This window comes from Pontibacter roseus DSM 17521 (genome assembly GCF_000373265.1).
Taxonomy (GTDB): Bacteria; Bacteroidota; Bacteroidia; order Cytophagales; family Hymenobacteraceae; genus Pontibacter; species Pontibacter roseus.
Genome location: NZ_KB890761.1, coordinates 368082 through 388490, shown reverse-complemented (window position 1 = coordinate 388490; position 20409 = coordinate 368082). Strand labels below are relative to the sequence as shown.

Below are 20409 nucleotides of genomic sequence, written 5' to 3'. Positions count from 1 at the left end.
CGGTTATCTTCTTACTTGTTCCAGAATACTTTGGAGCGGAAAGGGTCTATCGCCCCTTGCCTGGCCACCTCGTCTCCGTTGGTGTATACCTCCGACTGGCGGTACGTGAGCCGTCTAGGCCGGAAGTCCGGGTCAGCCGTAGGGCTTTGCAGCGACTGCGGTAGCCTGTTCAGGAAACCCAGCCTTCTGTAGTCGTTCCAAGCCTCGATGCTGCTGATGCTGTTCAATGCCAGCCACTTCTGCTCGATGATGCGCTCTACCTTATTGGGCGCCAGTGCGAAATTAACAGATGGCTGCGAATTATAAGCATCAAAGTCGCCAGCGCCAACGCCCATGTACTTGAATGACTCTTTAATAGCTTCCTCGTACAATTGCTGTGCTCCGGGCAGCCAGCCTCTTTCCGCCGCTTCAGCCTGCAGGAACAGGCTCTCGAAGGAAGACAGGAGCACAGATGGCTGCTGTGCACTCTTCAGGAGACCGGCCGGCTGACCGTTGTTTTCGATAGGGCCAAGCAAGGCGGATGTCTTCGCCATAGCAAAGTCGGAACTGGTGGCACCCAGCGGCACACCTACATACGCTCCAGCCACGCTTCTGTAGAGCTTGGACAGGCGCGGGTCGTTACGTTCCTGGTACTGCTGCACCACATACGCCGTGGGGCGCAGGGTGTTGTAGCCCGCCGTGAGCGCGCCGACCGGGTTGCGGTAATAGGTATCCCAGAAAGGGTTCTGCAGGCCGGCCGTCACCAGGTAGCCAGGGTTCACATAGGCATTCTCACCTATACCCAGGAAGCCGCTTCCCTCCTGCTTTATCTTCTCCAGTTCAGTGTTGATGTAGCCTTCTCTCCCGATTTCAGTCTGCCGGAGCAGCGCCCTCAATTTGATTGTATTCGCGAATTTCACCCACAGGGCCAGATTGCCTTTGAACACCACATCGTCTGCGCCGGGCTTCTTGGAAAGCGCCGGTGCCTCTTTGATGTTGCGGATGCCTTCGGTAATCAGCTTCACAGCCCCGTCGTACACAGCCTGCCCCTCTTCGTACTTTGGTGTCACGTTGGCGCTGCCTTGCAGGGCATCCGAGAACGGCACGTTGTTGTATAGGTCCACGAGGCGCATGAAGTGCCAGCCCTGCATGATTTGGGCTATACCTACGTAAGCCAGGTCACCAGCTGCCGCGGCATCGGTCTCTATATCTTTGTAGTTCACGAGGGTGGTATAGCTGTCTTCCCAAATCGGATGACCATCGCGGTCAAAGGACATAGCCTCCACGCCGTAGGTTTCTTCCAGTCGGAAAAGCGTCGTGCTGCTGGGCCCATCGGTGGCCTTCGCCCAATAGCCCGTCCAAACGGCGCCGAGCTGGTTCAAAGCGCCTGTCTCCAGGTTGGCCGTCTTCACCAGGGCATTGGGCAGCCGCTGCTCCACCGGCACTTCGGTCGGCGCGTTGGGGTTCACGTTGGTATCCAGGTAGGTGTCGCAGGCGGTGAAAGTACCTGCTGCAAGCGTAAGCAAAACTGCTGTTATGATTCGTTTCATCTCGAAGGTATGCTAGATGATTATATTATAAAGTCACGTTGACGTTGAAGCCGATTACTCTGGTGGGTGGCAGGTGTCTCCAGCTCATGTAGCCTTCGCTGCTCCCGCCGGCATACACAAACTCCGGGTCGTTGTAGAAGTTGTCCTTCGCCCAGATGGAGAACAGGTTGCGACCCACCAACCCAATAGTAGCTCCCTTTACCAGGTTCTGTCCACCCAACCAGGCAGCAGGCAAGGTATAGCCCAGGCTCAGTTCGCGCAGCTTGAAGAAATCGGCGCTCACAGCGTAGTTGGACTGCACCGGCGCCACGAAGTTCGCCCAGTAGTTGCGGTCACCTTTCGTCTGAATCTCGTTGTTGGGGGTGAACACGCCCGGAGCCGTCTCAATCACAGAATTCGGGATGACGAAGGCTTCACGGCCATACTGCGTGGTGAGCGGGCTGGTGCCATCCGAAATCATGCGGGCTGCCGCCTCGGTGTACACCACCGCTCCCATTCGCCAGTCAAACTGCGCGCCCAATTGAAAGCCCTTGTACTGCAGCGAGGTGTTCAGGCCCAGCTGGTAAGGAGGCGTGCCGGTGCCGCCATAATACAGTTCCGATGTGCCTTTGGGATTGCCTGTGGCCAGGTCTACAATGATTCTGCCCTCTGGGTCGCGTCTGTAGTCGGTGAACAGGTAGCTGTTGTAAGGCTTGCCCACAATCAGGTAGTTCTGGCGGAAGTGGAACAGCTGGTCGATGCCGCCGTAGATTTCCTGCACCTCGCTCTTGATGTGGGTGAAGTTCGCGCCCACGTTCCAGACCAGGTGCCCGCTGCGGATGACGTCGCCATCCAGGTTCAGCTCTATGATTTCATTGCTCGCCTGGAAGGCATTCACCCAGGCCGACGTGAAGCCAGTACCTGCCGAGATATCGGCCAGGATGGTGCCGTCTGTGGTTCTGGCGTGCACATACGCAGCCTCTAGGTTCAGGCGGTTCTGGAAGAAGCTCAGCTGCGTGCCGGCCTCAAAGGAAGTCACAAATTCCGGTTTCAGGTTCGGGTTGGCATCGGAGGTGCCCAGGCTGAAGCCCGGCAGGTTGCCGTACGGGAAGCCGTTGCTCTGGCTGTACACGTTCTGCAGCTGGTAGGGCTCCACCACCACGTTGCCAGTCTTGTTGTAAGAGGCGTATACCTTGCCGAACGACAACAGGCTGCTGTTCTGTAGCGCAGGTATGGCATCGCTGAAAACAAAGGAGCTGCTCACGCCCGGGTAGAAATAGTCGCGGTTCTCCGGGTTCAGCACCGACACCGACTCGTGTCTACCGGTGAACGTCAGGAACAGGAAGTTGCTGTAGCCGGCCGTGAACTCGCCATAGGCGGCCACCTGCCTTCTTTGCCTGACACTGGAGGCTCCCGCCAGCTGACCAGTCCGGTTGTCCGGGTTGTACAGCCCGGGCACCACCAAGGCAGAAGCGCTCAGGTTAACGGATTTGCTGTCGTCTGTGCGTAGGTTGTTGCCCAACAGCAAACGGGTGCTGAACTTCCCGAAGTCTTTGTGCATGTTGAGGATGAGGTCGCTGTTGAGCCTCCTGAAGTCGGTGGAGGCATCGTTCACGCTTCCGGGTATGTTGGTGCGGCCTGGCGTGGTGTAGGTATACTTGCCTGTTGTCTCTCTTGCGTCAGCAGAGCGGTTGTACAGGCCTAGGCGGTAGATGACATTTACCCAGGACGCCACTTCGTAGTCGAGCTCTATGTTGCCGGTCAGGGTCTGCTGTTCGGTCACGTTGCGGCGGTTCGCGGCATTGAAGTAGGGGTTGGGTTGGTTCGTGCTGAACCAGTAGTTCGGGCTGGCATATGGGGCGTTCTCCCAATCATGAATGCCATCGTAAGGTATGCTGGCCGGCAGGCGGTATACTGTAGACCAGGGCTCGCTCGGCGTCACGTCATTTTTGTTGAACACATAGTTGAGGTTGTAGCTCGTGCTCAGCTTGCCGAACGAGCGCGAACCGTTGAAACGGGCGCCGGAGCGGCGGTTCTTGTCGCCTTCAATAATGCCTTTGGTCAGCACATCCTGCAATGAGAAGTAATAAGTGGTCTTGTCGTCTCCGCCGGAGAAGGACAGGTCGTTCTGGGTGGTGAAGCCGGTGTTGAAGAAAGCCTTTCTGCCGTCTTTGTTCGCCTCGTAAGGCAGTTGCCACTGGCCGCCATCTGGCAACACAGGACCTACTGGGCGCATGGTCCCGTCAAAGCGGGGTCCCCACGACTGGTACTGCAGCGGGTCATACACCCCATTTATACCCTGCCCGAACTCCGTCTGCTGCTCCGGCAGGCGTGACACCTGCTCAAAGGTAGTGGTATTGGAAAAATTCACGACCTGCGTTCCGGCGCGGCCTTTCTTGGTGGTAATCATCAGCACACCGTTCACACCGTCGGAGCCATACACAGCCGCTGCGTTGGCGCCTTTCAACACGTTGATGCTCTCGATGTCATTCGGGTTCAGGCGGTTGATGTCAGGTATAGGAACACCATCCACTACATACAACGGGGCATTGTTGCCGGTATGGGAGCGGATGCCTCGCAGGTTCACCTGCACGTCCGGGTCCACTTTGCTGTCGAACATGTTGATGCGCAGGCCCGCCACCTTGCTGGCGAGACCCAGGATGGGGTTCACTATTTTTCCCTGGTTCAATTCTGCGGTGTTGAGCTGCTCGCTGGACGTACCCAGTTCCCGGGCGGGCCGCTTGATGCCCAGTGCCCCAGTCACCACCACTTCCGACAGCTGTGTGCTGCCTGGCTGCAGCTGCACCTTCAGCGACCCTGCGTTTCCGTTGACAGGCACTTCCTGGGAGGCATAGCCTACATAGGAGAAAACCAACACCTGCCCCTGGTTCACTTTTATCTGGAAGGCGCCGTCTGTGTTGGTGGTGGTGCCTTGGTTGGATTCTTTCACCCGCACGGTGACGCCAGGTAGCGCCGCACCCGACTCCTGCTCCACCACCTGGCCAGACACCGCCAGGTCTTGGGCAGATACGCCAATTACTGTAAGAATGAGTATGACTGACGCCAGTAATCGTTTAAACATATCGTTTGTAGGTATAGTAAGTGGTTTGAGCGCCCACGCTGGAGCTGCTTTTATTTTTTAATGGCTATGCTATTTAGATAAAGTCTAAATAAACTTAACTTGCGCAAAAGTAGAACCTACAGCCTAGTGTTAGTAACAGGAGAGGGAATATTTTTAACAGATAAGGGAGAAATGAAGAGCCACTCACACATGTCTGCACAGGGCGAAGGGCAGCATACCGTTGCTCTGGACGAGGGCATCAGCCTGCTCCAGCCCTGTGTATGCGCTACGCAAGGGGCACTCCTGGCAACGGCTCATGCCAAAGATTATCCATCCGGGGAGATTCACTTCAGCCATACGGCCTCGTGCCTGCACAGCAAGAAAGTGGTGGGCTGCTTCAACAGCGAGGATTTTGTGCAGCTCTACTTTTCCATGCGCGGCAAGAGTGCCTTCCGGATTGGGAGCAGCCTGAGGGCCTTCGCCCATTTTGACAGCCACCAGCACAACCTGCTGTTTTTCTCAGGGGTGCAGGCACAGCAGGAAATAAAGCCCGATGCGCAGGTGGAGATGATGACGGTATACGTCCCTACCTCCTTTCTGCTGCACTACCTGCCCGATACGGGTACTGCTTTCTCAAAGCTGCGGGAAAACATACTGGCCGGAAAGGCAGCCAAACTGAGTAAAGCCAACCTCCCCATCACGCCCCATATCATGGCGGTGCTGCACAATCTGCTGAACTGCGACTACACCGGGTACCGCAAGCGCATGTTTGTGGAGGCGAAGGTGCTGGAACTGCTGATGCTGCAGTTTGAGCAGAGCGAACAGGACGGCGACTCTACTGCGACGGCCCGGTTGAAGGAGACGGATGTGGAGAAGATGCTGCACGCACGTGATTTGATTCTGCAGAACATGGAGTGCCCCTGCTCCCTGATTGACCTGGCCCACATGGTCGGCACGAACGAGTACTATCTCAAGAAGCACTTCAAGCAGGTGTTCGGCACCACGGTGTTTGGTTACCTCAACACCTACCGCATGGAGCAGGCCCGGAAGATGCTGCTGGAAGGCGATAATAAAATAGGCGACATTGCGGGTGCTTTAGGGTTCAAGTACGCCGCCCACTTCACGGCGGCTTTCAAGAAGCACTTCGGTTACCTGCCCCAGAAAATCAAATCCTAGCCTGTATCCTGCTACTTCAGGTATAGGCCCCAAAGAAAAAAGGAGCAACAGGACTGCTATACCTGTGGCTCCTTTTTTGTGCTGTGATTGCTTTCTGCCTTAACGTCTGCGGCTGGTGTACTCTTCCAATTCCCGCACATTGCTGTCGAACTGGAAGACGTCGTAGATATAGTAGAAGCGCTCTTTGTCGCAGACGTTGTCGTAGGCGAACTTGGCAAACTCCAGGCGGCTGCTCTCATACTCCAGCTGCAGCAGCACGCGGCGCAGGTTCTCTGACACGATGCTACCGTTTCGCACGGCCTCCCGCGCAATGGTGAGTTTGGTGCTCTCGAAGTCGCGGCCTTTCATGGTCTCTATCAGGCGGTCCACATCGTAGCGGTCCAGCAGGTTGCGGCAGTCGTTGGCGGGCTGCTCGTTGCGCGGAGGCACGGGCTCGTAACGATCCTCATACCTATCGGGGTAGCGCGGCGGAACTGGCGGCGGCACGACCACCACCGGCGGACCCAGCGGCACTTCACTGATGACGCGCAGGCTCACTTTGCGGCCGGAGACACGCACGGCGTAGTTCGTCTCGAAGCCGGCGCGGGCGAATACGTTTATTCCGGTCCTATACACGCCGTGCCGGCCCCGGATGCGGAACTCCACATAATGGTTGCCGGGCTTCAAATGCGAGATGCGCACGAAGTTGGAGGCGGTGCGGTTGATAAGGCGCCCGTCCAGCGCCATCTGGAAGAGTTCTCCCCGATGGGTGGTAAAGGTCACGACAGTAGGTTGTGCGAAAGCGGGCAGCGCCAGCAGCACAAACAGAAGCGGGAGTAGAAGCTTTTTCATGGCAGTATAGGTTTTAGCGTATACTTCTGCCAAGCCAATTATTGTGCCAGTTTGTGGAACTAAAGTCCTATTGAGTTTGTCTGCGGGGGATTTGTTGATTGCAGGTATAGGTATAAGAAAAACCCACAGGTGTTGGGCCTGTGGGTTTCTGTAAATTGTGATAGCGCCTTTACTTCAATCTGTAATTCAATCCTATGCCTACTGACATAGGCTTTTGATTATGCAGTGTCCCCCTACTATGGAGGTTTTTATAAAATAACATGCCATCAACAAAACCCTCGAGCCGAGAAGTCATTTTGTAATTCAGCGTTAGTCCACCTGTTGCTACCATATTGAATGCGGATGTTTCTTCATTGTAGAGTTCCAAAGAGCTTCCCTCTATACTCTCAGTAGCGCTTGCTTTGATACGACCAACAGTAGGGGCAAGCGTGGCATTTGCATAAAGCTGTAACTTCCTATGAGGATTTAAAGGGGTGAACTTCAAGGTAACTGGCACAACTACTGCCCTAAGGTTCTGTATTGCGTGCACTTCGTAAATTTCATCAGCAGAAACATACCTGGTAGTATAATGTGATGATTCGTTCGCACCATACCCTAAGCCAGCTTGTATAGTGGCTCTCTTGCTAAGGCTATACCCATAATGGATGGTTAAGAATGGTGTAACACCCGCCATATACTCATACTTTGGTTTACCAGGTAAATAATAACCAGTAGTGCTTACTCCGATGCCTATGAAAGATTTAGATTCTGGTGATTCAACTATTGAGTGCTGCCCAAGAACTGGGAGAGTCAAAGCAAAAAAGAGGGTAAATAAAGCGAGTGATTTGGTCAGAGCGCTGCTCCATCGGGGGATATAAGTTGTTGTTTTCATAAAAGGGTTTCAGGAAGAATATAATAGCCAAATATATAGATTTGTATAAACCTAGGAAACTCTCCTGCAGAACTAATAACAAAAGATAAACGGATTACAATATATCCAAAAGCAAAAAACCACAGGCGCTATACCTGTGGTTTTGCATTTATGCATTCTTGGTTTTACCCTTCATAATAAAACTTTCCTTTATCACTCTTAATCGTAAGCTCGTTGCGCTCACTGGCTTCTACACGCCCGATAATCTGCGCATCCACCCCAAAGGACTTCGAAATGTCAATCAGGCTCTGGGCGTGCTGCTCCGGCAGGTATATCTCGAGGCGGTGGCCCATGTTGAAGACCTTATACATCTCTTTCCAGTCGGTGTGGCTCTGCTCCTGTATGATGCGGAACAGTGGCGGCACCGGGAAGAGGTTGTTCTTGATGATGTGCACCTTCTCGGTGAAGTGCAGCACTTTGGTCTGGCCGCCGCCGCTGCAGTGCACCATGCCGTGCAGGTGCGGGCGGTGCTGCTCCAGTATCGCTTTCACGATGGGCGCATAGGTACGCGTCGGTGAAAGCACCAGTTTGCCTATCTCCATACCTGTCTCCTCATCCACATCCGTCAGGCGGTAGTTGCCCGAATATACCAGGTCTTTTGGCAATTCCGGGTCGTAGCTCTCCGGGTAGGAGGCTGAAAGGTACTTGTGGAAAACATCGTGGCGGGCGGAGGTGAGGCCGTTGCTGCCCATGCCGCCATTGTACTCATCCTCGTAGGTGGCTTGGCCATAGGAGGCAAACCCTACTATCACATCACCAGGTTGGATGTTGTGGTTGGAGATGACTTCGTCGCGGCGCATGCGAGCCGTCACGGTGCTGTCCACGATGATGGTGCGCACCAGGTCGCCCACGTCAGCCGTCTCGCCGCCGGTGCTGTAGATGCCGATGCCGTTATCGCGCAGCATTTGCAGCACCTCCTCGGTGCCGTTGATGATGGCGGCAATCACCTCGCCGGGTATCAGGTTCTTGTTGCGGCCGATGGTGGAAGAGAGCAGGATGTTATCGGTGGCGCCCACGCACAGCAGGTCGTCGGTGTTCATCACCACGGCGTCCTGTGCTATGCCTTTCCATACGCTCAGGTCGCCGGTCTCTTTCCAGTACATGTAGGCGAGCGCCGACTTGGTACCCGCGCCGTCTGCGTGCATGAGGACGCAGTGCTCCGGGTCACCGGTGAGGATGTCAGGGATGATTTTGCAGAATGCTTTCGGGAAAAGCCCTTTGTCTATGTTCTTGATGGCGTTGTGTACGTCTTCCTTTGAGGCGGACACGCCACGCCGGAGGTATCTGTTTTCCATAGTGCTGGTCTTACTTGCCTTACAAATGTAAGAAAAGGCCTTTGTATATACGGCAAAAGGGCTCTGTAAAAAAGACAGGAGCAAATTTTTTGAAACAAGCTGTGGCCAGGACTAGCCGGAAGAGCAACCTGAGGTATAGCCACCATTCTACCCGCTTGCAACCATTCCAGAGTATATTGACTCCTCTATATAAAACCTCCTCAAGCCTATGAAGAAGAAGCTCTTAACCTCGCTCATCAACCTGTGTTTGTTCAGTGCAGCACAGGCACAGGATTCTTTACAAGTTAAACACCATGTTTCGGCTCCCTATAAGGTAGCTGTGGGCATACGCTACTCTGCCGGAGGCCCTACAGGGGTGGACTTAGGTATAACAGGCAAATTCTTCTTCAGCCGGCAATCTGCCCTGGAGGTACATTCCACCATCAACCCGAACGCCCGTAACTACCTCGCCTCCCTCAGTTACATCTGGCAACCTAAACTTGCCACGTCGGAGCGCATCAGGCCTTATGCCGGTATAGGTATGGGCATCATACGGCCGGACAGCAAATACTATGACAACGAGACCACACAGTCCAACCTGGTGGTGATTCCCACCATAGGTATAGAGTACCAGTTCAGGAGACTCCCTATTGCGGTTTCGCTGGACTACCGCTCCACGCTCATGCGCGTTGGCGGTGGCTCCTACAACCTCAACCTGCGCAACACCAGCAACCTGGGCCTTGGCCTGAAATACACCTTCCGGTAGGTATAGGTATAGCCAAGCACAAAAGCGAAACCGGCGGCCGGAGTCTAAGAACTCCAGCCGCCGGTTTGTCTAGTTGAAGGTACAGCGCTATACCTGTTACTCCTGCACCCGCACCACTTTGAACTCGGTGCGGCGGTTGCGCTGGTGTTGTTCCTCCGTCTTGGCGTTGCGTACCACTGGGCGGCTCTCGCCATAGCCTTTGGCCGTGATGCGTGACCGGTCTATACCTTTCGAGATAATATAATTCACAGCCGACTGCGCGCGCCGCTGCGACAAATCCTGGTTGTAGATGTCGACGCCGCGGGAGTCGGTGTGTGAGCTCAACTCTATGGAGATGCGCGGGTTGTCTACGAGTATCTCCACCAGTTTGTCCAGTTCCGCGGCCGCGTCCGGGCGTATGTTGGCTTTGTCGAAGTCGTAGAAGATGTTCTCCAGCACGATTGCTTTCTCTTTCACAATCTCATTCAGCACCAGGTTGGCCGTCAGGCGCACTTCGTTCACGTCGTTCGGCAGTTGGTTCTGCGGCGGCATCTTGCCAACAGTAGTGATGCGCTGCCGGGCTGCAAAGAACCCCTCCTTCTCCGAAAGCAGGGAGTAGGCAGAGGCACTGTCGAGAGGGAAGCTGAATTTGCCTTCGGCGTCAGCCTTTGCCTCAGCTAGCTTCTGGCCCTGCTCGTTCTGCAGCACAACGGTGATGTTCGGCACCACGGTCTGCTGCTTGTCTTTGTCGCGACGCTGGTATACGGTGCCATCCACGAAGAAATTCACCAGCTTGCGGCGCGATTTGGATATGGCATAGATGTCGTCGCCGCCTTTGCCGCCTTCACGGTTGGAGGAGAGGTAGCCGGAGTAGTCATCCTGGAAGAAAATACCGAAGTCGTCGCCGCTGGAGTTGACGGGCGTACCCATGTTCACCGGCTTGCCATCCTCTATCCGGAACAAATCCATACCTCCCAGGCCGGGCAGTCCATCTGAGGCCACATACAGTGTACCATCGGGGCCCACATACACATAGCTTTCGTTTCCGGGCGTGTTGATGTCAGGCCCCAGGTTCTCGGGAGCCAAGAAACGGCCGTTATCATCTATGGCAGATTTGTAGATGTCGTTGCCGCCCAGGCCGCCTTTGCGGTCCGAGGCGAAGTAGAGCGTTTTGCCGTCCGGCGAGATGGCCGGTGAGGAATCCCAGGCGCGTGGGTCGTTTATGTTGAGCAGCTTTGGCTCGGTCCAGGCGTTGGAGCGGTAGAACGACACGTACAGGTCCACGTTCTGGCGGCCTTTCTTAGTGCCTTCATTGCCGCGGGCGAACACCATAGTATTGCCTTCGTCGGTGAAGGTGGCCATGGCATCGTGTATACCTTCCACGTTCACGCCTTCCAACTGGCGCACTGCACCGCCCATAGTAGCGGAGTCGCCAAGTGTTGTCGCGAAGATGTTCAGGAAACCTTCGCCGTTGCCCAGGTACTCTTTGCCGGGCCCGCGTGTGGAGGAGAAGATGAGTTCGTTGTTGAGCACGTAAGGCGCAAACTCGGAGCCTTCTGTGTTCAGCACCTCCAGGTTCTGCAGCGCAAAGCCGGAGTTCTTTTTGAGAATCATGCTCAGTTGGCTCAGCACCTCCACTTCTTTTTGCGCCAGGCCTTTCAGGCGTGGGTTGCTGCCGATGCGGGCATAATCCTGCATCTGGCCCAGCGCGGCCTCGTACTTGCTGTTGGCCTTCAGGGCCATGCCGTAATGGAAGTAAGCCTCCTCCTTCCGGAAGTTGTTGTCGAGGGCGGCTTTGTAGAAGGGCTCCGCCTGCGCCAGGCGGTTGGAAAGGCGGTAGGCCTCGGCTATTTTGTAGTTGACTTCCCCGGAATTCCCCTCCTTGCCCAAGGCTTGCTTGTAGAACTCGATGGCGCGCTCATACTGCTCTTCCTGAAAGCGCTTGTCGCCTTTGCCCAGGTATAGGCCAGCCCCGCACGAGCCCAGCACAAAAAGGAGCAGCAGGAATATACCTGTAGACTGAAGGCAGTGCGCCAGTGGCTTTAACGGCAGCGATGGATGCATGAGCTCGGGTTTATGTTTACAGGTTTAGAAATACCTGGAGAGCCAGCTGTTGCGCGCCGGCCGTGGCCAGGCATCCTGCAGCTCTCCATACTTGTTTACCAACGTATCAAAGTATAACGTGTTCTCTGTTATTTCGCCGGCGGCCACCTTCTCTTTCAGCTCCCCCATACCTACCAGCTTCACCTCGCCGTCCTGCAGAAACGCAAGCCGGGTGCGGTCAAAAAATGATACCCCCAGGCGCTGCTCCAGCTCCCGCACAAAGGCCACGGAGCTGTCGATGGAGCAACCGCTGGCGGCGGTTGCGTTCTCGTTATTAGCCAGCACCAGAAACTGGTTGTGCAGCAGGTCGGCAGAGGCCTGAAGGCCGGTGCCGTGGCTACTCCACTCTGTAGCAAAACGCTCCAGCAATGGTTTTATTTCGGACTGCTCTGCTTTCGTCAAAGGCCTGTCAGCCTGGTATATCCAGAGCCGGGCGTGCGGCGGCAGTTGGTCAAACGGAATGTACATGATGTAATATTGTTGGATTGTTGATTGTTAAATTGCCGACCTTCTAAATAGTCTAATCGTTGCTTCCGCAAGTGGCTGCGCTATACCTTGAACAGGATTGACAAACCTAGACTATCAGGTATACCGGAAGACACTCTGCCAGAAAACAACAATCACCAATTTAACAATGTAGCTGTTTACCTGCTCAAACCTTCGGCTTGCGCGATGAGCTCGGCTATGTCAAAAACTTTTACGGTTTCTTCCTGTTCCTTGTTCTTCACGCCGTCGCTCATCATTACCATACAGAACGGACAAGCCGTTGCAATCACACCATTTCCAGTGCCCAGCGTGGCCAAGGCCTCTTCCGTACGCTCTATGTTGATGTCTTTGCGACCCGGCTCCGGCTCCTTGAACATCTGGGCACCACCGGCACCACAGCACAGGCCATTGGCGCGGCTGCGCTTCATCTCCACTAAGTCGGCATCCAGGGCAGCGAGCACATCGCGTGGCGCCTCATAAATGTCGTTGGCGCGGCCCAGGTAGCAGGAGTCGTGGAAGGTGATGCGCTTGCCTTTGAACGCCTCGCCTCCTTGTACCGCCACCTTGCCCTCGTTGATGAGCTGCTGCAGGAACGTGGAGTGGTGAATTACCTCATAGTTGCCGCCCAGGTCCGGGTATTCGTTTTTCAAAGTATTGAAGCAGTGTGGACAAGCGGTCACAATCTTCTTTATGTTATAGGCATTGAGCACCTCTATGTTGGTGATAGCCTGCATCTGGAACAGGAACTCGTTGCCGGCTCGTTTGGCGGGCTCGCCGGTGCAGCTCTCCTCAGTGCCCAGCACGGCATACTTCACGCCCACGTGCTCCAGTATCTGCACAAAGGCACGGGTCACACGCTTGTAGCGGTCATCGAATGAGCCGGCACAGCCAACCCAGAACAGCACCTCCGGCTCCTCGCCGTTCGCAGCCATCTCCGCCATGGTTGGCACTTTCACTAATCTTTTATTCTCTTCCATCTGTTTATTTGAAAATGGCCGAAAGACTGCATGACATAAGATAAAGGACTATTTCGCAGGTCCCGTATCGCAAAGTCTTTCGTCCTTTGTCTAGATATTCTTTTGTCTAGTTTTTAGAAGGCACATACAAGTCTTCTGCCCAGTTGAAACGGTCTGACGGCGGGAAGGCCCATGGTGCACCGTTGTTCTCGATGTTGGTGAACATGGCGTTGAGCGAGGCTGGCGCGGCAGACTCTTCCAGCACCAGGTAGCGGCGCAGGTCCATGATGGTAGACAGCTGGTCGATGTTCACCGGGCAGGATTCTACACAGGCGTTGCAGGTGGTACAGGCCCAAAGCTCCTCCGGGGTGATATAGCCGCGCAGCAATGTCTTCTCATCGGTGATCTGCACACGCTCCACGCCCAGTTCTTTGTAGTGGTTCGGCGCGAAAATAGCCGGATGCTCTCCTTTCTCCTCCATGCGGTCGCGGGTATCCATCACAATCTTGCGCGGCGACAACAGCTTGCCTGTAATGTTGGCCGGGCACACCGAGGTACAACGACCGCACTCCGTGCAGGTATAGGAATCCATCAGCTGCTTCCAGGTCAGGTCCTCCACATCTTTAGCACCAAAGCGCTGCACGATTGGGTTGCCATCTACGTCCAACTCAGGAGCCGGTGGCTGGTAGCTTGGGTCCAGCATGGCTTTGATTTCGTGTGTGATGGCCGGGTTGGTCGTGAACTTACCCTTCGGCAACAGCTTAGAGAAGTACACGTTCGGGAAGGCCATGATGATGTGGAAGTGCTTAGAACTAGGCAGGTAGTTCATAAACGCTAATATACCAATGATGTGAATCCACCAGCCCACGCTCGCTATGGTCGCAAGCGTGCCGGCATCGCTGCCAAAGGCGTCCACAAAGGCACTGCTCACCGGAAAGCTGCCCGGCAAGTCATGGTTGTTAAGTGCAGCCAACTTCAGGTCCGCGATGTTGAAGGCGAAGAGAGCGAACATCAGTACGATTTCCGTAATCAGGATTACGTTAGCATCCATCTTGGGCCAGGCTCTCATCTCCACGCCCGTTGCCAGACGAGGCACCTTTGTCACGTTCCGTCTCCACAGGAAAATCACGCAGGCGATGATTACGAGGGCAGCCAGAATCTCGTTCACGGCCATGAGCCCATCATAGAACGGCCCTAGGAAGCCCAGCACCCGGTGCGTCCCGAACACGCCGTCTATCATGATTTCCAGCACCTCGATATTAATCACCAGGAAACCGACGTACACGAACAGGTGCAACACGGCCGGCAACATGCGCTTGAACATTTTCTGCTGCCCAAAGGCCACCAGCAATGTCTTGTTGATGCGCTCTGACGGGTTATCCGCCAGTTCCACGTCACGCCCTATCAGGATGTTTTTGCGGATTTTGCGAATCTGCCACACAAACAGGCCTATACCCAAACCTGCCACTATAAGGAAGATGATATTCTCGAGTTGAATCACGGCAAATTATTCGTTATACATACCAATTTATAGATAAAGATAGCAGAAAAGTGAGAACAAACGTTTACAGGGCACCTTTTTTAAAATATTTTTATCATAAAGTTTGCGCCTTCCGTTTTGGTTACTACTTTTGCATACCCTTTCGGAAGACGGGGTAACAATAGAGCTGGTGATGTAGCTCAGTTGGTAGAGCAATGGACTGAAAATCCATGTGTCGTTGGTTCGATTCCAATCATCACCACCAGCTTGGACCCTTACCCTAACCGGTAAGGGTTTTTTGTTTTTGCACTCTTTCTGCTCACTGCAGACCTATACTTTATTTCCGCCCGCCGGTTGCCACAAAGCATTCCCATCCTATTCATTTGCCCGAAATGCGAGGCTTTTCTCTTTCAAATAGATTCTTAGTCCATGAAGAGCGCTTGGTAGAGAGTCTTTTCAGCAGGTATAACCTACAGGATGCAAGAAGGGTTTTAAAGGTTTTCCTAGCGGCAGTTGGCCCTCAGTTCCAGCAGGGCGGCGGAGTAGCCTAACCGGTAAGCCTCGTTGAAATGGGCGCAAGCGGAATCAGGTTGCGCCTGCCTTAACTCGGTGCGGCCCAGCAGGTAGAACACCCGTCCGTTGTTGCCATCGGCTTGCAGCACGCGCCTGTAGTCCTGCTCCGATGCGGTATAATCCCCCGTTTTATAATATCCAAATCCTCTGAAGGTAAGCGCGTTCGCCCAGGATTCGCCACGCTGGGTATGGCTCAGGAAGTCAGAGAAGTCGGCTATGGCCTGCTGGTATTTCTTCAGGTAGAAAAGGCGTACCTCCCCCCTGTCCAACTGTGCCGTATACATGGTGCTGTCCAGCGCCAGCGCCTGCCCAAAGTCGAGTTCCGCCTGGCGGTAGTTGTTTAGCTTGGCATGGCACTTTCCGCGCATCAGGTATGCCTCCGCCGACGGCTTTTCGTGCAGCAGGATGAATTGGTTTAAATCTTCTACGGCAGACCTGAAATTCTCATTCACGTGCATCTCGAGGCTGGCACGGGTCAAATAGGCATCGGCGTGCTTGGGCCTGAAGTAAATGGCCTCGGTGAGCAGGCTGTGCGCACTGGTGTACTTGCCATGTTCGATGTAGGTGAGCGCCGTCTTATACCTGTCCTGTCCTGTGATGTAGTCCATCGTGGACTTGAGCAGCAGGCTGAAAACGAGGATGACGGCGAAAAAGCCAAGTGTGATGTACACGTCTTTCCGGCTGAAGCGGCGCTCCTCCCGGCGCGGGATGTTCTGGTAATAGCGCTCTGATACGGGGGCTGGCTCGCGGGTTTGGCGGTAGCGCGGGTTGTGGTACGCCTGGTGCTGCTGTATGGCCTGCCGCTGCTCCCGCAGGTACTGCAACCGCAGGTCATACCTGGCCCGCTTGCTCGGGTCGGACAGGGTCTGGTAAGCGGCGTTCACTATCTTGAACAGTTCCTCGGAGCGCGTGTCGCCTGGGTTGCGGTCAGGGTGGTACTTCAACGCCAGGCGCTTGTAAGCCAGTTTTATCTCCTGTGCCGAGGCGGTGTGGCTAACGCCGAGGATGGTATATAAATTGTGATCCAAGGGGGCTGCTGTAACAAAAAAGTTCTACTTAAGTTAAGTAAACACGGACAATATACCGCAAATTCCGTACTACAACTCTAACAGAATAGAATCGCAAATTTTTCAATCTACTACCGTATACAGAAAAAGCACTAAAAAAGCTGAGCACTATGGCTGACCAGGATAATTTCACAAAAGAAAAGAGCCCCAACCTCATCGAGAACCTGACGGGTTATGTAGATACCCGCATAGACATTATACGCCTGGAGATACAGGAAAAGCTGAAGGCCTCATTCGTAAGCACGTTGCATGCCGTGCTCCTGGGTTTCTTCGGGCTGATGAGCGTGCTGTTTGTGAGCATCTTCCTGGGCCTGCTGCTCAATCACCTCCTCGACAGCTCCTTCTGGGGGTTTGGCATCGTGGCGCTGTTCTATGTGGCTGTCCTGGTGATTCTTTTCATAGGGCTTGACAAAAAGGTGTTCCAGAACGTGGCCGACAAGACTTTTGACAACACAATATATAAAACAGACAAACGAGACAAAGCGATATGAGCGAGACAAAGAACCCCTTGTTTGACAGCGAACGGGAATTGCTAGAGCGCCAGAAAGAAGAGTACAAAAACGCCTTGATGGGTGATGTGAACCAAATCAAAAGCCAGGGCCAGCAGATTGGCAAGAAAGTAGCCATAGCCGGCGGCATCCTGGTGGCGGGCCTGCTCATCCGGAGCATGTTCGGCGGCAGCAAAAAAAAAAGCAAAAAGCTCAAGAGAAACGAAGAGGCCAGTCTGAAAGGTAGCTACTACACCCCGTCGGCGGGCAGGGTACAATATGATTCCCTCATACATGAGCAGGAAGATGACTATACCTTGGCTTCTGAGCGCATGAACTATACCTTGGCGGAGCGGGGGCATCCAACAGGCAGGGCGCAAGGCTTCATGAAATCAGAGATGGCGCAGATGCTCACGCAGCAACTCACCACGCTGCTGCTCCTGTACATGACCAAAAAGGTGGAAGAATACTTAAACAGTGTTTCTAAAAATAGCGATATTGCAGCAGCACCCATTGAGGTGACTGAAATAGAAACCATTGAGTATACCGTTCCACAAGAGGATGCCGTTTAACAACCTTCGCAACAGACAAAAGCAACATGAACCAGGCAGGAAGCACTTCGCGGTACTGCTCGACCCCGACAACCTTGACGAGGCTTCCTGCCTGAACCTGCTTGCCCTGAGCGAAACACACCAGGTTGACTTCTTCTTTGTGGGAGGCAGCCTCATCACCACCGATAATCAAGCCTCCATCATCCGGCTTATCAAAGAGAACAGCAGCATACCTGTTATCCTTTTCCCAAGCAACAGCCTGCACATCGACAAGCAGGCCGATGGTATTCTGCTCCTCTCCCTCATCTCGGGCCGCAACCCGGATTTTCTCATCGGGCAGCACGTGCTGTCAGCCCCCATACTCAAGACGAGCCAACTGCAGGTGTACCCTACCGGCTACATGCTGGTGGACACCGGCCGTCAGACCACTGCTTCGTACATGAGCGGCACCACGCCTATACCGTATGACAAACCCGGCATTGCCGCCTGCACCGCCATGGCTGGCGAACTGCTGGGCCTGCGCTACATCTACCTCGACGGCGGGAGCGGTGCCATGCACCCCATCAGTGCCGATATGATAAAGGCCGTGCGCGAGGTGGTGGACGTGCCGGTGATAGTGGGGGGCGGCATTAACACTGCCGATAAAGCAGCGGCCGCACTGGAGGCGGGCGCCGACGTGCTGGTCATAGGCAACCACATAGAAAAAAACCCCGGCTTTCTGGCCGAGGTTTCTCACTTGATTGCTTCTTATAATGTTGCCTTAAATGTTCATCGCTGATTCGCGACGACGCATCTTACCGGCAGGTATACCAAACATCATCTTGAAGCGGCGGCAGAAGTAAGCTGTGTCTTTGTAGCCTACGTCCTTACCGATTTCGCGGATGCTCTTCTTCGTTGTGCGAAGCAGGAACACGGCGCGCTCCATGCGCTGATACTCAATGTAGTCCTGTGGGTTGATGCCAGTCAGCATTTTGAAGTACTGGCCTACGTAATCCTCTGACACGTTCGCTACGTTAGAAAGCACCTTGTTGGACAAATCGCCACCCAGGTTCTCCTTGATGTAGTTGAACAGGTCGATGAGGCGTGGATCCTTGAAGTACGTGCTGTTCGTGGCCAGTTGCTCTACAAACATCTTGTTACGCAGGATGTGGCGCACAATCTCCACCACGATGTTCTCGGTGTAGATGCTGATGAGGCGCTCTTTGCCTGGCAGGTCCTGCATGCTCTCTTCCACCACTTTGATGACCAGGTTGGCCAGCTTGTTGTTGCCTGAAATCAGGAACGCCGGCAGGTCCAGTGATGCAAAGAAGTTAACGGAGTCAAATACCTTGGCTTCGAAGCTCACATAGCTGTGGCTCTCTTCTGCGTCGCCAATCAGGTCGAGGTCGTTGTTGCTCTTAAAGAACTTCTCTCTGTTGGTGATGAGGTCATCGTTCGAGATGGTTCTGCCCTCTCCGGAGCCGTACGTCACTTTCGTGCTACGTCCACCCGGAATAAACAGCAGTTCACCCTCCTCTACCATTTGCTCCTCTTCGCCAAAGAAAATAGTACCTTTATGAAGCAGAATCAGGTTGTTGCCAACGTCGTAGTAATTACGCACCGAAAACGGCTGCTGCAACACCAGATTTTTAGCTTTAATGAACCGCACCCCAAGCGACTCAATAATTTTATTGTAATCTTCCATGTGTGTTACCAACTAACTTTTATACTATAAACCCTTTAATTTGGCCTAAAGCTAAGGCTAATCTTCGTAAAATTCAAAATATTTTAAATATTTAATTTTAATTAGAAAAACCCTATCTTAAGCCTAATCAACACAGACACAAGCATTTAAGTGCCAAATTACTTTAACAATTCTCTTGAAATTACTATTTTCTGTATCTCAGAAGTGCCTTCGTAGATTTGTGTAATTTTGGCATCACGCATTAAACGCTCCACATGGTATTCTTTCACAAAACCGTAGCCGCCGTGTACCTGCACCGCCTCTATGGTTGTATCCATGGCTACCTTGGATGCAAATAGTTTCGCCATAGCTCCTGATTTGCCATAATCCTGGTGCATGTCCTTGTCATGGGCTGCCTGCAGGCACAGGAGGCGAGCCGCCTCAATGTTGGTTGCCATATCGGCCAGTTTGAACTGAATGGCCTGGTGCTTCGCAATCTCCACACCGAACGCCTTGCGCTCTTTGGAATACTTCACGGCCAGCTCATAGGCGCCTGATGCTATACCTAGCGCCTGCGCCGCTATACCGATGCGGCCACCCGCCAGCGTAGACATGGCGAACTTGAAGCCGAAACCATCTTCGCCAATGCGGTTCTCCTTTGGTACTTTTACGTCAGTGAACATCAAAGAATGCGTGTCGGAGCCGCGTATTCCCAGTTTGTTCTCTTTCGGGCCAATCTGGAAGCCTTCCATGCCACGCTCTACAATGAGGGCGTTGATGCCGCGGTGGCCTTTCGCCACATCCGTCTGGGCAATTACCAGGTATACTGAGGCTGTGCTGCCGTTGGTAATCCAGTTCTTGGTGCCGTTGAGCAGGTAGTAGTCACCTTTGTCCTCAGCGGTGGTACGCTGTGAAGTGGCGTCAGAACCAGCCTCCGGTTCAGAAAGGCAGAAGGCGCCTATGATTTCGCCTGTTGCCAGGCGGGTCAGGTACTTCTGCTTCTGCTCCTCATTGCCATATTTCTCCAGGCCCCAGCACACAAGCGAGTTGTTCACAGACATTACTACAGAAGCGGAAGCATCCACTTTGGAGATTTCTTCCATGGCCAATACATAGGAAATGGTATCCATGCCGCCCCCATTATACTTGGGGTCAACCATCATACCTAGGAATCCTAGCTCTCCCATCTTCTTGATTTGCTCAGCAGGGAATTTCTGATGCTCATCACGTTCTATCACGCCTGGCAACAGCTCTGTCTGTGCAAATTCACGGGCGGCAGCCTGTACTGCCAAGTGTTCTTCTGTTAATTGGAAATTCATGCTTCTATATGTAAAAGAATGTGATTAAAAGACTTTATAGTGCAAAATTAAAAATTCAATAGTATTATTCATATAACCTGCCTAACTAATATTTGTTAGGTTGGATTCCATGTTATACACTAACTCTTTATACGATGTTATTGAGTTAAGATAGTATAAAAAAATAGCGCCACCCGCTCATAAAGAGCAGGTGGCGCTATACTATAGGCAGATTTGAT

The 20409-nt window shown here is 53.6% G+C and carries 17 protein-coding genes and 1 tRNA gene; 6 read left to right on the top strand and 12 right to left on the bottom strand.

The features are described 5' to 3' along the window. Positions 1-11 precede the first annotated feature (11 nt). Positions 12-1529 (bottom strand): SusD/RagB family nutrient-binding outer membrane lipoprotein, encoded by a 1518-nt coding sequence (locus B051_RS0101745; RefSeq protein WP_018476453.1) that lies wholly within the window; start codon positions 1527-1529, stop codon positions 12-14. Positions 1530-1554: 25 nt separating this feature from the next. Beyond that, on the bottom strand, positions 1555-4590 hold the full coding sequence (locus B051_RS0101740; protein ID WP_018476452.1) for a SusC/RagA family TonB-linked outer membrane protein: 3036 nt from the start codon (positions 4588-4590) through the stop codon (positions 1555-1557). 171 nt (positions 4591-4761) lie between these two features. Between B051_RS0101740 and B051_RS0101735 the strand changes: the two genes are divergently transcribed. Continuing rightward, on the top strand, positions 4762-5745 hold the full coding sequence (locus tag B051_RS0101735; protein ID WP_157578464.1) for a helix-turn-helix transcriptional regulator: 984 nt from the start codon (positions 4762-4764) through the stop codon (positions 5743-5745). A 99-nt stretch (positions 5746-5844) separates the two neighbouring features. On the opposite strand, the gene B051_RS0101730 is transcribed toward B051_RS0101735, so the two are convergent. The 3 genes from B051_RS0101730 to B051_RS0101720 form a co-directional block, all read right to left on the bottom strand. Next, on the bottom strand, positions 5845-6576 hold the full coding sequence (locus B051_RS0101730) for a DUF4476 domain-containing protein (RefSeq protein WP_018476450.1): 732 nt from the start codon (positions 6574-6576) through the stop codon (positions 5845-5847). A gap of 169 nt (positions 6577-6745) precedes the next feature. Further along, positions 6746-7447: an outer membrane beta-barrel protein gene (locus B051_RS20720; RefSeq protein WP_033316636.1), complete on the bottom strand. Its 702-nt coding sequence runs from the start codon at positions 7445-7447 to the stop codon at positions 6746-6748. A 164-nt stretch (positions 7448-7611) separates the two neighbouring features. Next, positions 7612-8781, bottom strand: coding sequence for an AIR synthase related protein (locus B051_RS0101720; protein ID WP_026236127.1), 1170 nt, complete (start codon positions 8779-8781; stop codon positions 7612-7614). A 208-nt stretch (positions 8782-8989) separates the two neighbouring features. On the opposite strand from B051_RS0101720, the gene B051_RS0101715 reads away from it, so the two are divergent. After that, positions 8990-9526, top strand: coding sequence for an outer membrane beta-barrel protein (locus B051_RS0101715; protein ID WP_018476447.1), 537 nt, complete (start codon positions 8990-8992; stop codon positions 9524-9526). Positions 9527-9622: 96 nt separating this feature from the next. On the opposite strand, the gene B051_RS0101710 is transcribed toward B051_RS0101715, so the two are convergent. The 4 genes from B051_RS0101710 to B051_RS0101695 all read right to left on the bottom strand — a co-directional run bounded on the left by B051_RS0101710 (position 9623) and on the right by B051_RS0101695 (position 14551). Further along, the gene (locus tag B051_RS0101710) at positions 9623-11569 is read right to left on the bottom strand and encodes an OmpA family protein (RefSeq protein WP_018476446.1); all 1947 of its coding nucleotides are present in this window, start codon (positions 11567-11569) and stop codon (positions 9623-9625) included. A gap of 24 nt (positions 11570-11593) precedes the next feature. Beyond that, the gene (locus B051_RS0101705; protein WP_018476445.1) at positions 11594-12076 is read right to left on the bottom strand and encodes a hypothetical protein; all 483 of its coding nucleotides are present in this window, start codon (positions 12074-12076) and stop codon (positions 11594-11596) included. Between the two features lie 176 nt (positions 12077-12252). Continuing rightward, positions 12253-13071: a (Fe-S)-binding protein gene (locus tag B051_RS0101700; RefSeq protein WP_018476444.1), complete on the bottom strand. Its 819-nt coding sequence runs from the start codon at positions 13069-13071 to the stop codon at positions 12253-12255. 106 nt (positions 13072-13177) lie between these two features. After that, entirely contained in the window at positions 13178-14551 is a 1374-nt protein-coding gene (locus B051_RS0101695) for a (Fe-S)-binding protein (protein WP_018476443.1), read from the bottom strand. 168 nt (positions 14552-14719) lie between these two features. Between B051_RS0101695 and B051_RS0101690 the strand changes: the two genes are divergently transcribed. Next, positions 14720-14795: transfer RNA gene (locus B051_RS0101690), tRNA-Phe, on the top strand. A gap of 238 nt (positions 14796-15033) precedes the next feature. Here the strand turns inward: B051_RS0101690 and B051_RS0101685 are convergent. Continuing rightward, entirely contained in the window at positions 15034-16131 is a 1098-nt protein-coding gene (locus tag B051_RS0101685) for a J domain-containing protein (protein WP_018476442.1), read from the bottom strand. 149 nt (positions 16132-16280) lie between these two features. Here B051_RS0101685 and B051_RS0101680 point away from each other — a divergent pair, with 149 nt between their 5' ends. From B051_RS0101680 to B051_RS0101670, 3 genes are read left to right on the top strand one after another with little or no spacing between them, the layout of a single operon-like run. Then, entirely contained in the window at positions 16281-16661 is a 381-nt protein-coding gene (locus tag B051_RS0101680) for a phage holin family protein (protein WP_018476441.1), read from the top strand. Further along, entirely contained in the window at positions 16658-17230 is a 573-nt protein-coding gene (locus tag B051_RS0101675; protein WP_018476440.1) for a hypothetical protein, read from the top strand. The genes B051_RS0101680 and B051_RS0101675 overlap by 4 nt, the downstream gene beginning before the upstream one ends. After that, entirely contained in the window at positions 17220-17987 is a 768-nt protein-coding gene (locus B051_RS0101670; protein WP_018476439.1) for a phosphoglycerol geranylgeranyltransferase, read from the top strand. Before B051_RS0101675 ends, B051_RS0101670 begins: the two co-directional genes overlap by 11 nt. On the opposite strand, the gene B051_RS0101665 is transcribed toward B051_RS0101670, so the two are convergent. Together B051_RS0101665 and B051_RS0101660 are read right to left on the bottom strand one after the other, a co-directional pair. Beyond that, positions 17970-18893 (bottom strand): AraC family transcriptional regulator, encoded by a 924-nt coding sequence (locus B051_RS0101665; protein ID WP_018476438.1) that lies wholly within the window; start codon positions 18891-18893, stop codon positions 17970-17972. The two genes, B051_RS0101670 and B051_RS0101665, sit on opposite strands and share 18 nt — an antisense overlap. Positions 18894-19051: 158 nt before the next feature. Further along, positions 19052-20191, bottom strand: coding sequence for an acyl-CoA dehydrogenase (locus tag B051_RS0101660; protein ID WP_018476437.1), 1140 nt, complete (start codon positions 20189-20191; stop codon positions 19052-19054). Positions 20192-20409: the final 218 nt, after the last annotated feature.

Coding starts and splice junctions, on each gene's coding strand:
- B051_RS0101745 (WP_018476453.1), bottom strand. CDS start 1,529: ATGAAACGAATCATAACAGCAGTTTTGCTTACGCTTGCAGCAGGTACT.
- B051_RS0101740 (WP_018476452.1), bottom strand. CDS start 4,590: ATGTTTAAACGATTACTGGCGTCAGTCATACTCATTCTTACAGTAATT.
- B051_RS0101735 (WP_157578464.1), top strand. CDS start 4,762: ATGAAGAGCCACTCACACATGTCTGCACAGGGCGAAGGGCAGCATACC.
- B051_RS0101730 (WP_018476450.1), bottom strand. CDS start 6,576: ATGAAAAAGCTTCTACTCCCGCTTCTGTTTGTGCTGCTGGCGCTGCCC.
- B051_RS20720 (WP_033316636.1), bottom strand. CDS start 7,447: ATGAAAACAACAACTTATATCCCCCGATGGAGCAGCGCTCTGACCAAA.
- B051_RS0101720 (WP_026236127.1), bottom strand. CDS start 8,781: ATGGAAAACAGATACCTCCGGCGTGGCGTGTCCGCCTCAAAGGAAGAC.
- B051_RS0101715 (WP_018476447.1), top strand. CDS start 8,990: ATGAAGAAGAAGCTCTTAACCTCGCTCATCAACCTGTGTTTGTTCAGT.
- B051_RS0101710 (WP_018476446.1), bottom strand. CDS start 11,569: ATGCATCCATCGCTGCCGTTAAAGCCACTGGCGCACTGCCTTCAGTCT.
- B051_RS0101705 (WP_018476445.1), bottom strand. CDS start 12,076: ATGTACATTCCGTTTGACCAACTGCCGCCGCACGCCCGGCTCTGGATA.
- B051_RS0101700 (WP_018476444.1), bottom strand. CDS start 13,071: ATGGAAGAGAATAAAAGATTAGTGAAAGTGCCAACCATGGCGGAGATG.
- B051_RS0101680 (WP_018476441.1), top strand. CDS start 16,281: ATGGCTGACCAGGATAATTTCACAAAAGAAAAGAGCCCCAACCTCATC.
- B051_RS0101675 (WP_018476440.1), top strand. CDS start 16,658: ATGAGCGAGACAAAGAACCCCTTGTTTGACAGCGAACGGGAATTGCTA.
- B051_RS0101670 (WP_018476439.1), top strand. CDS start 17,220: ATGCCGTTTAACAACCTTCGCAACAGACAAAAGCAACATGAACCAGGC.
- B051_RS0101665 (WP_018476438.1), bottom strand. CDS start 18,893: ATGGAAGATTACAATAAAATTATTGAGTCGCTTGGGGTGCGGTTCATT.
- B051_RS0101660 (WP_018476437.1), bottom strand. CDS start 20,191: ATGAATTTCCAATTAACAGAAGAACACTTGGCAGTACAGGCTGCCGCC.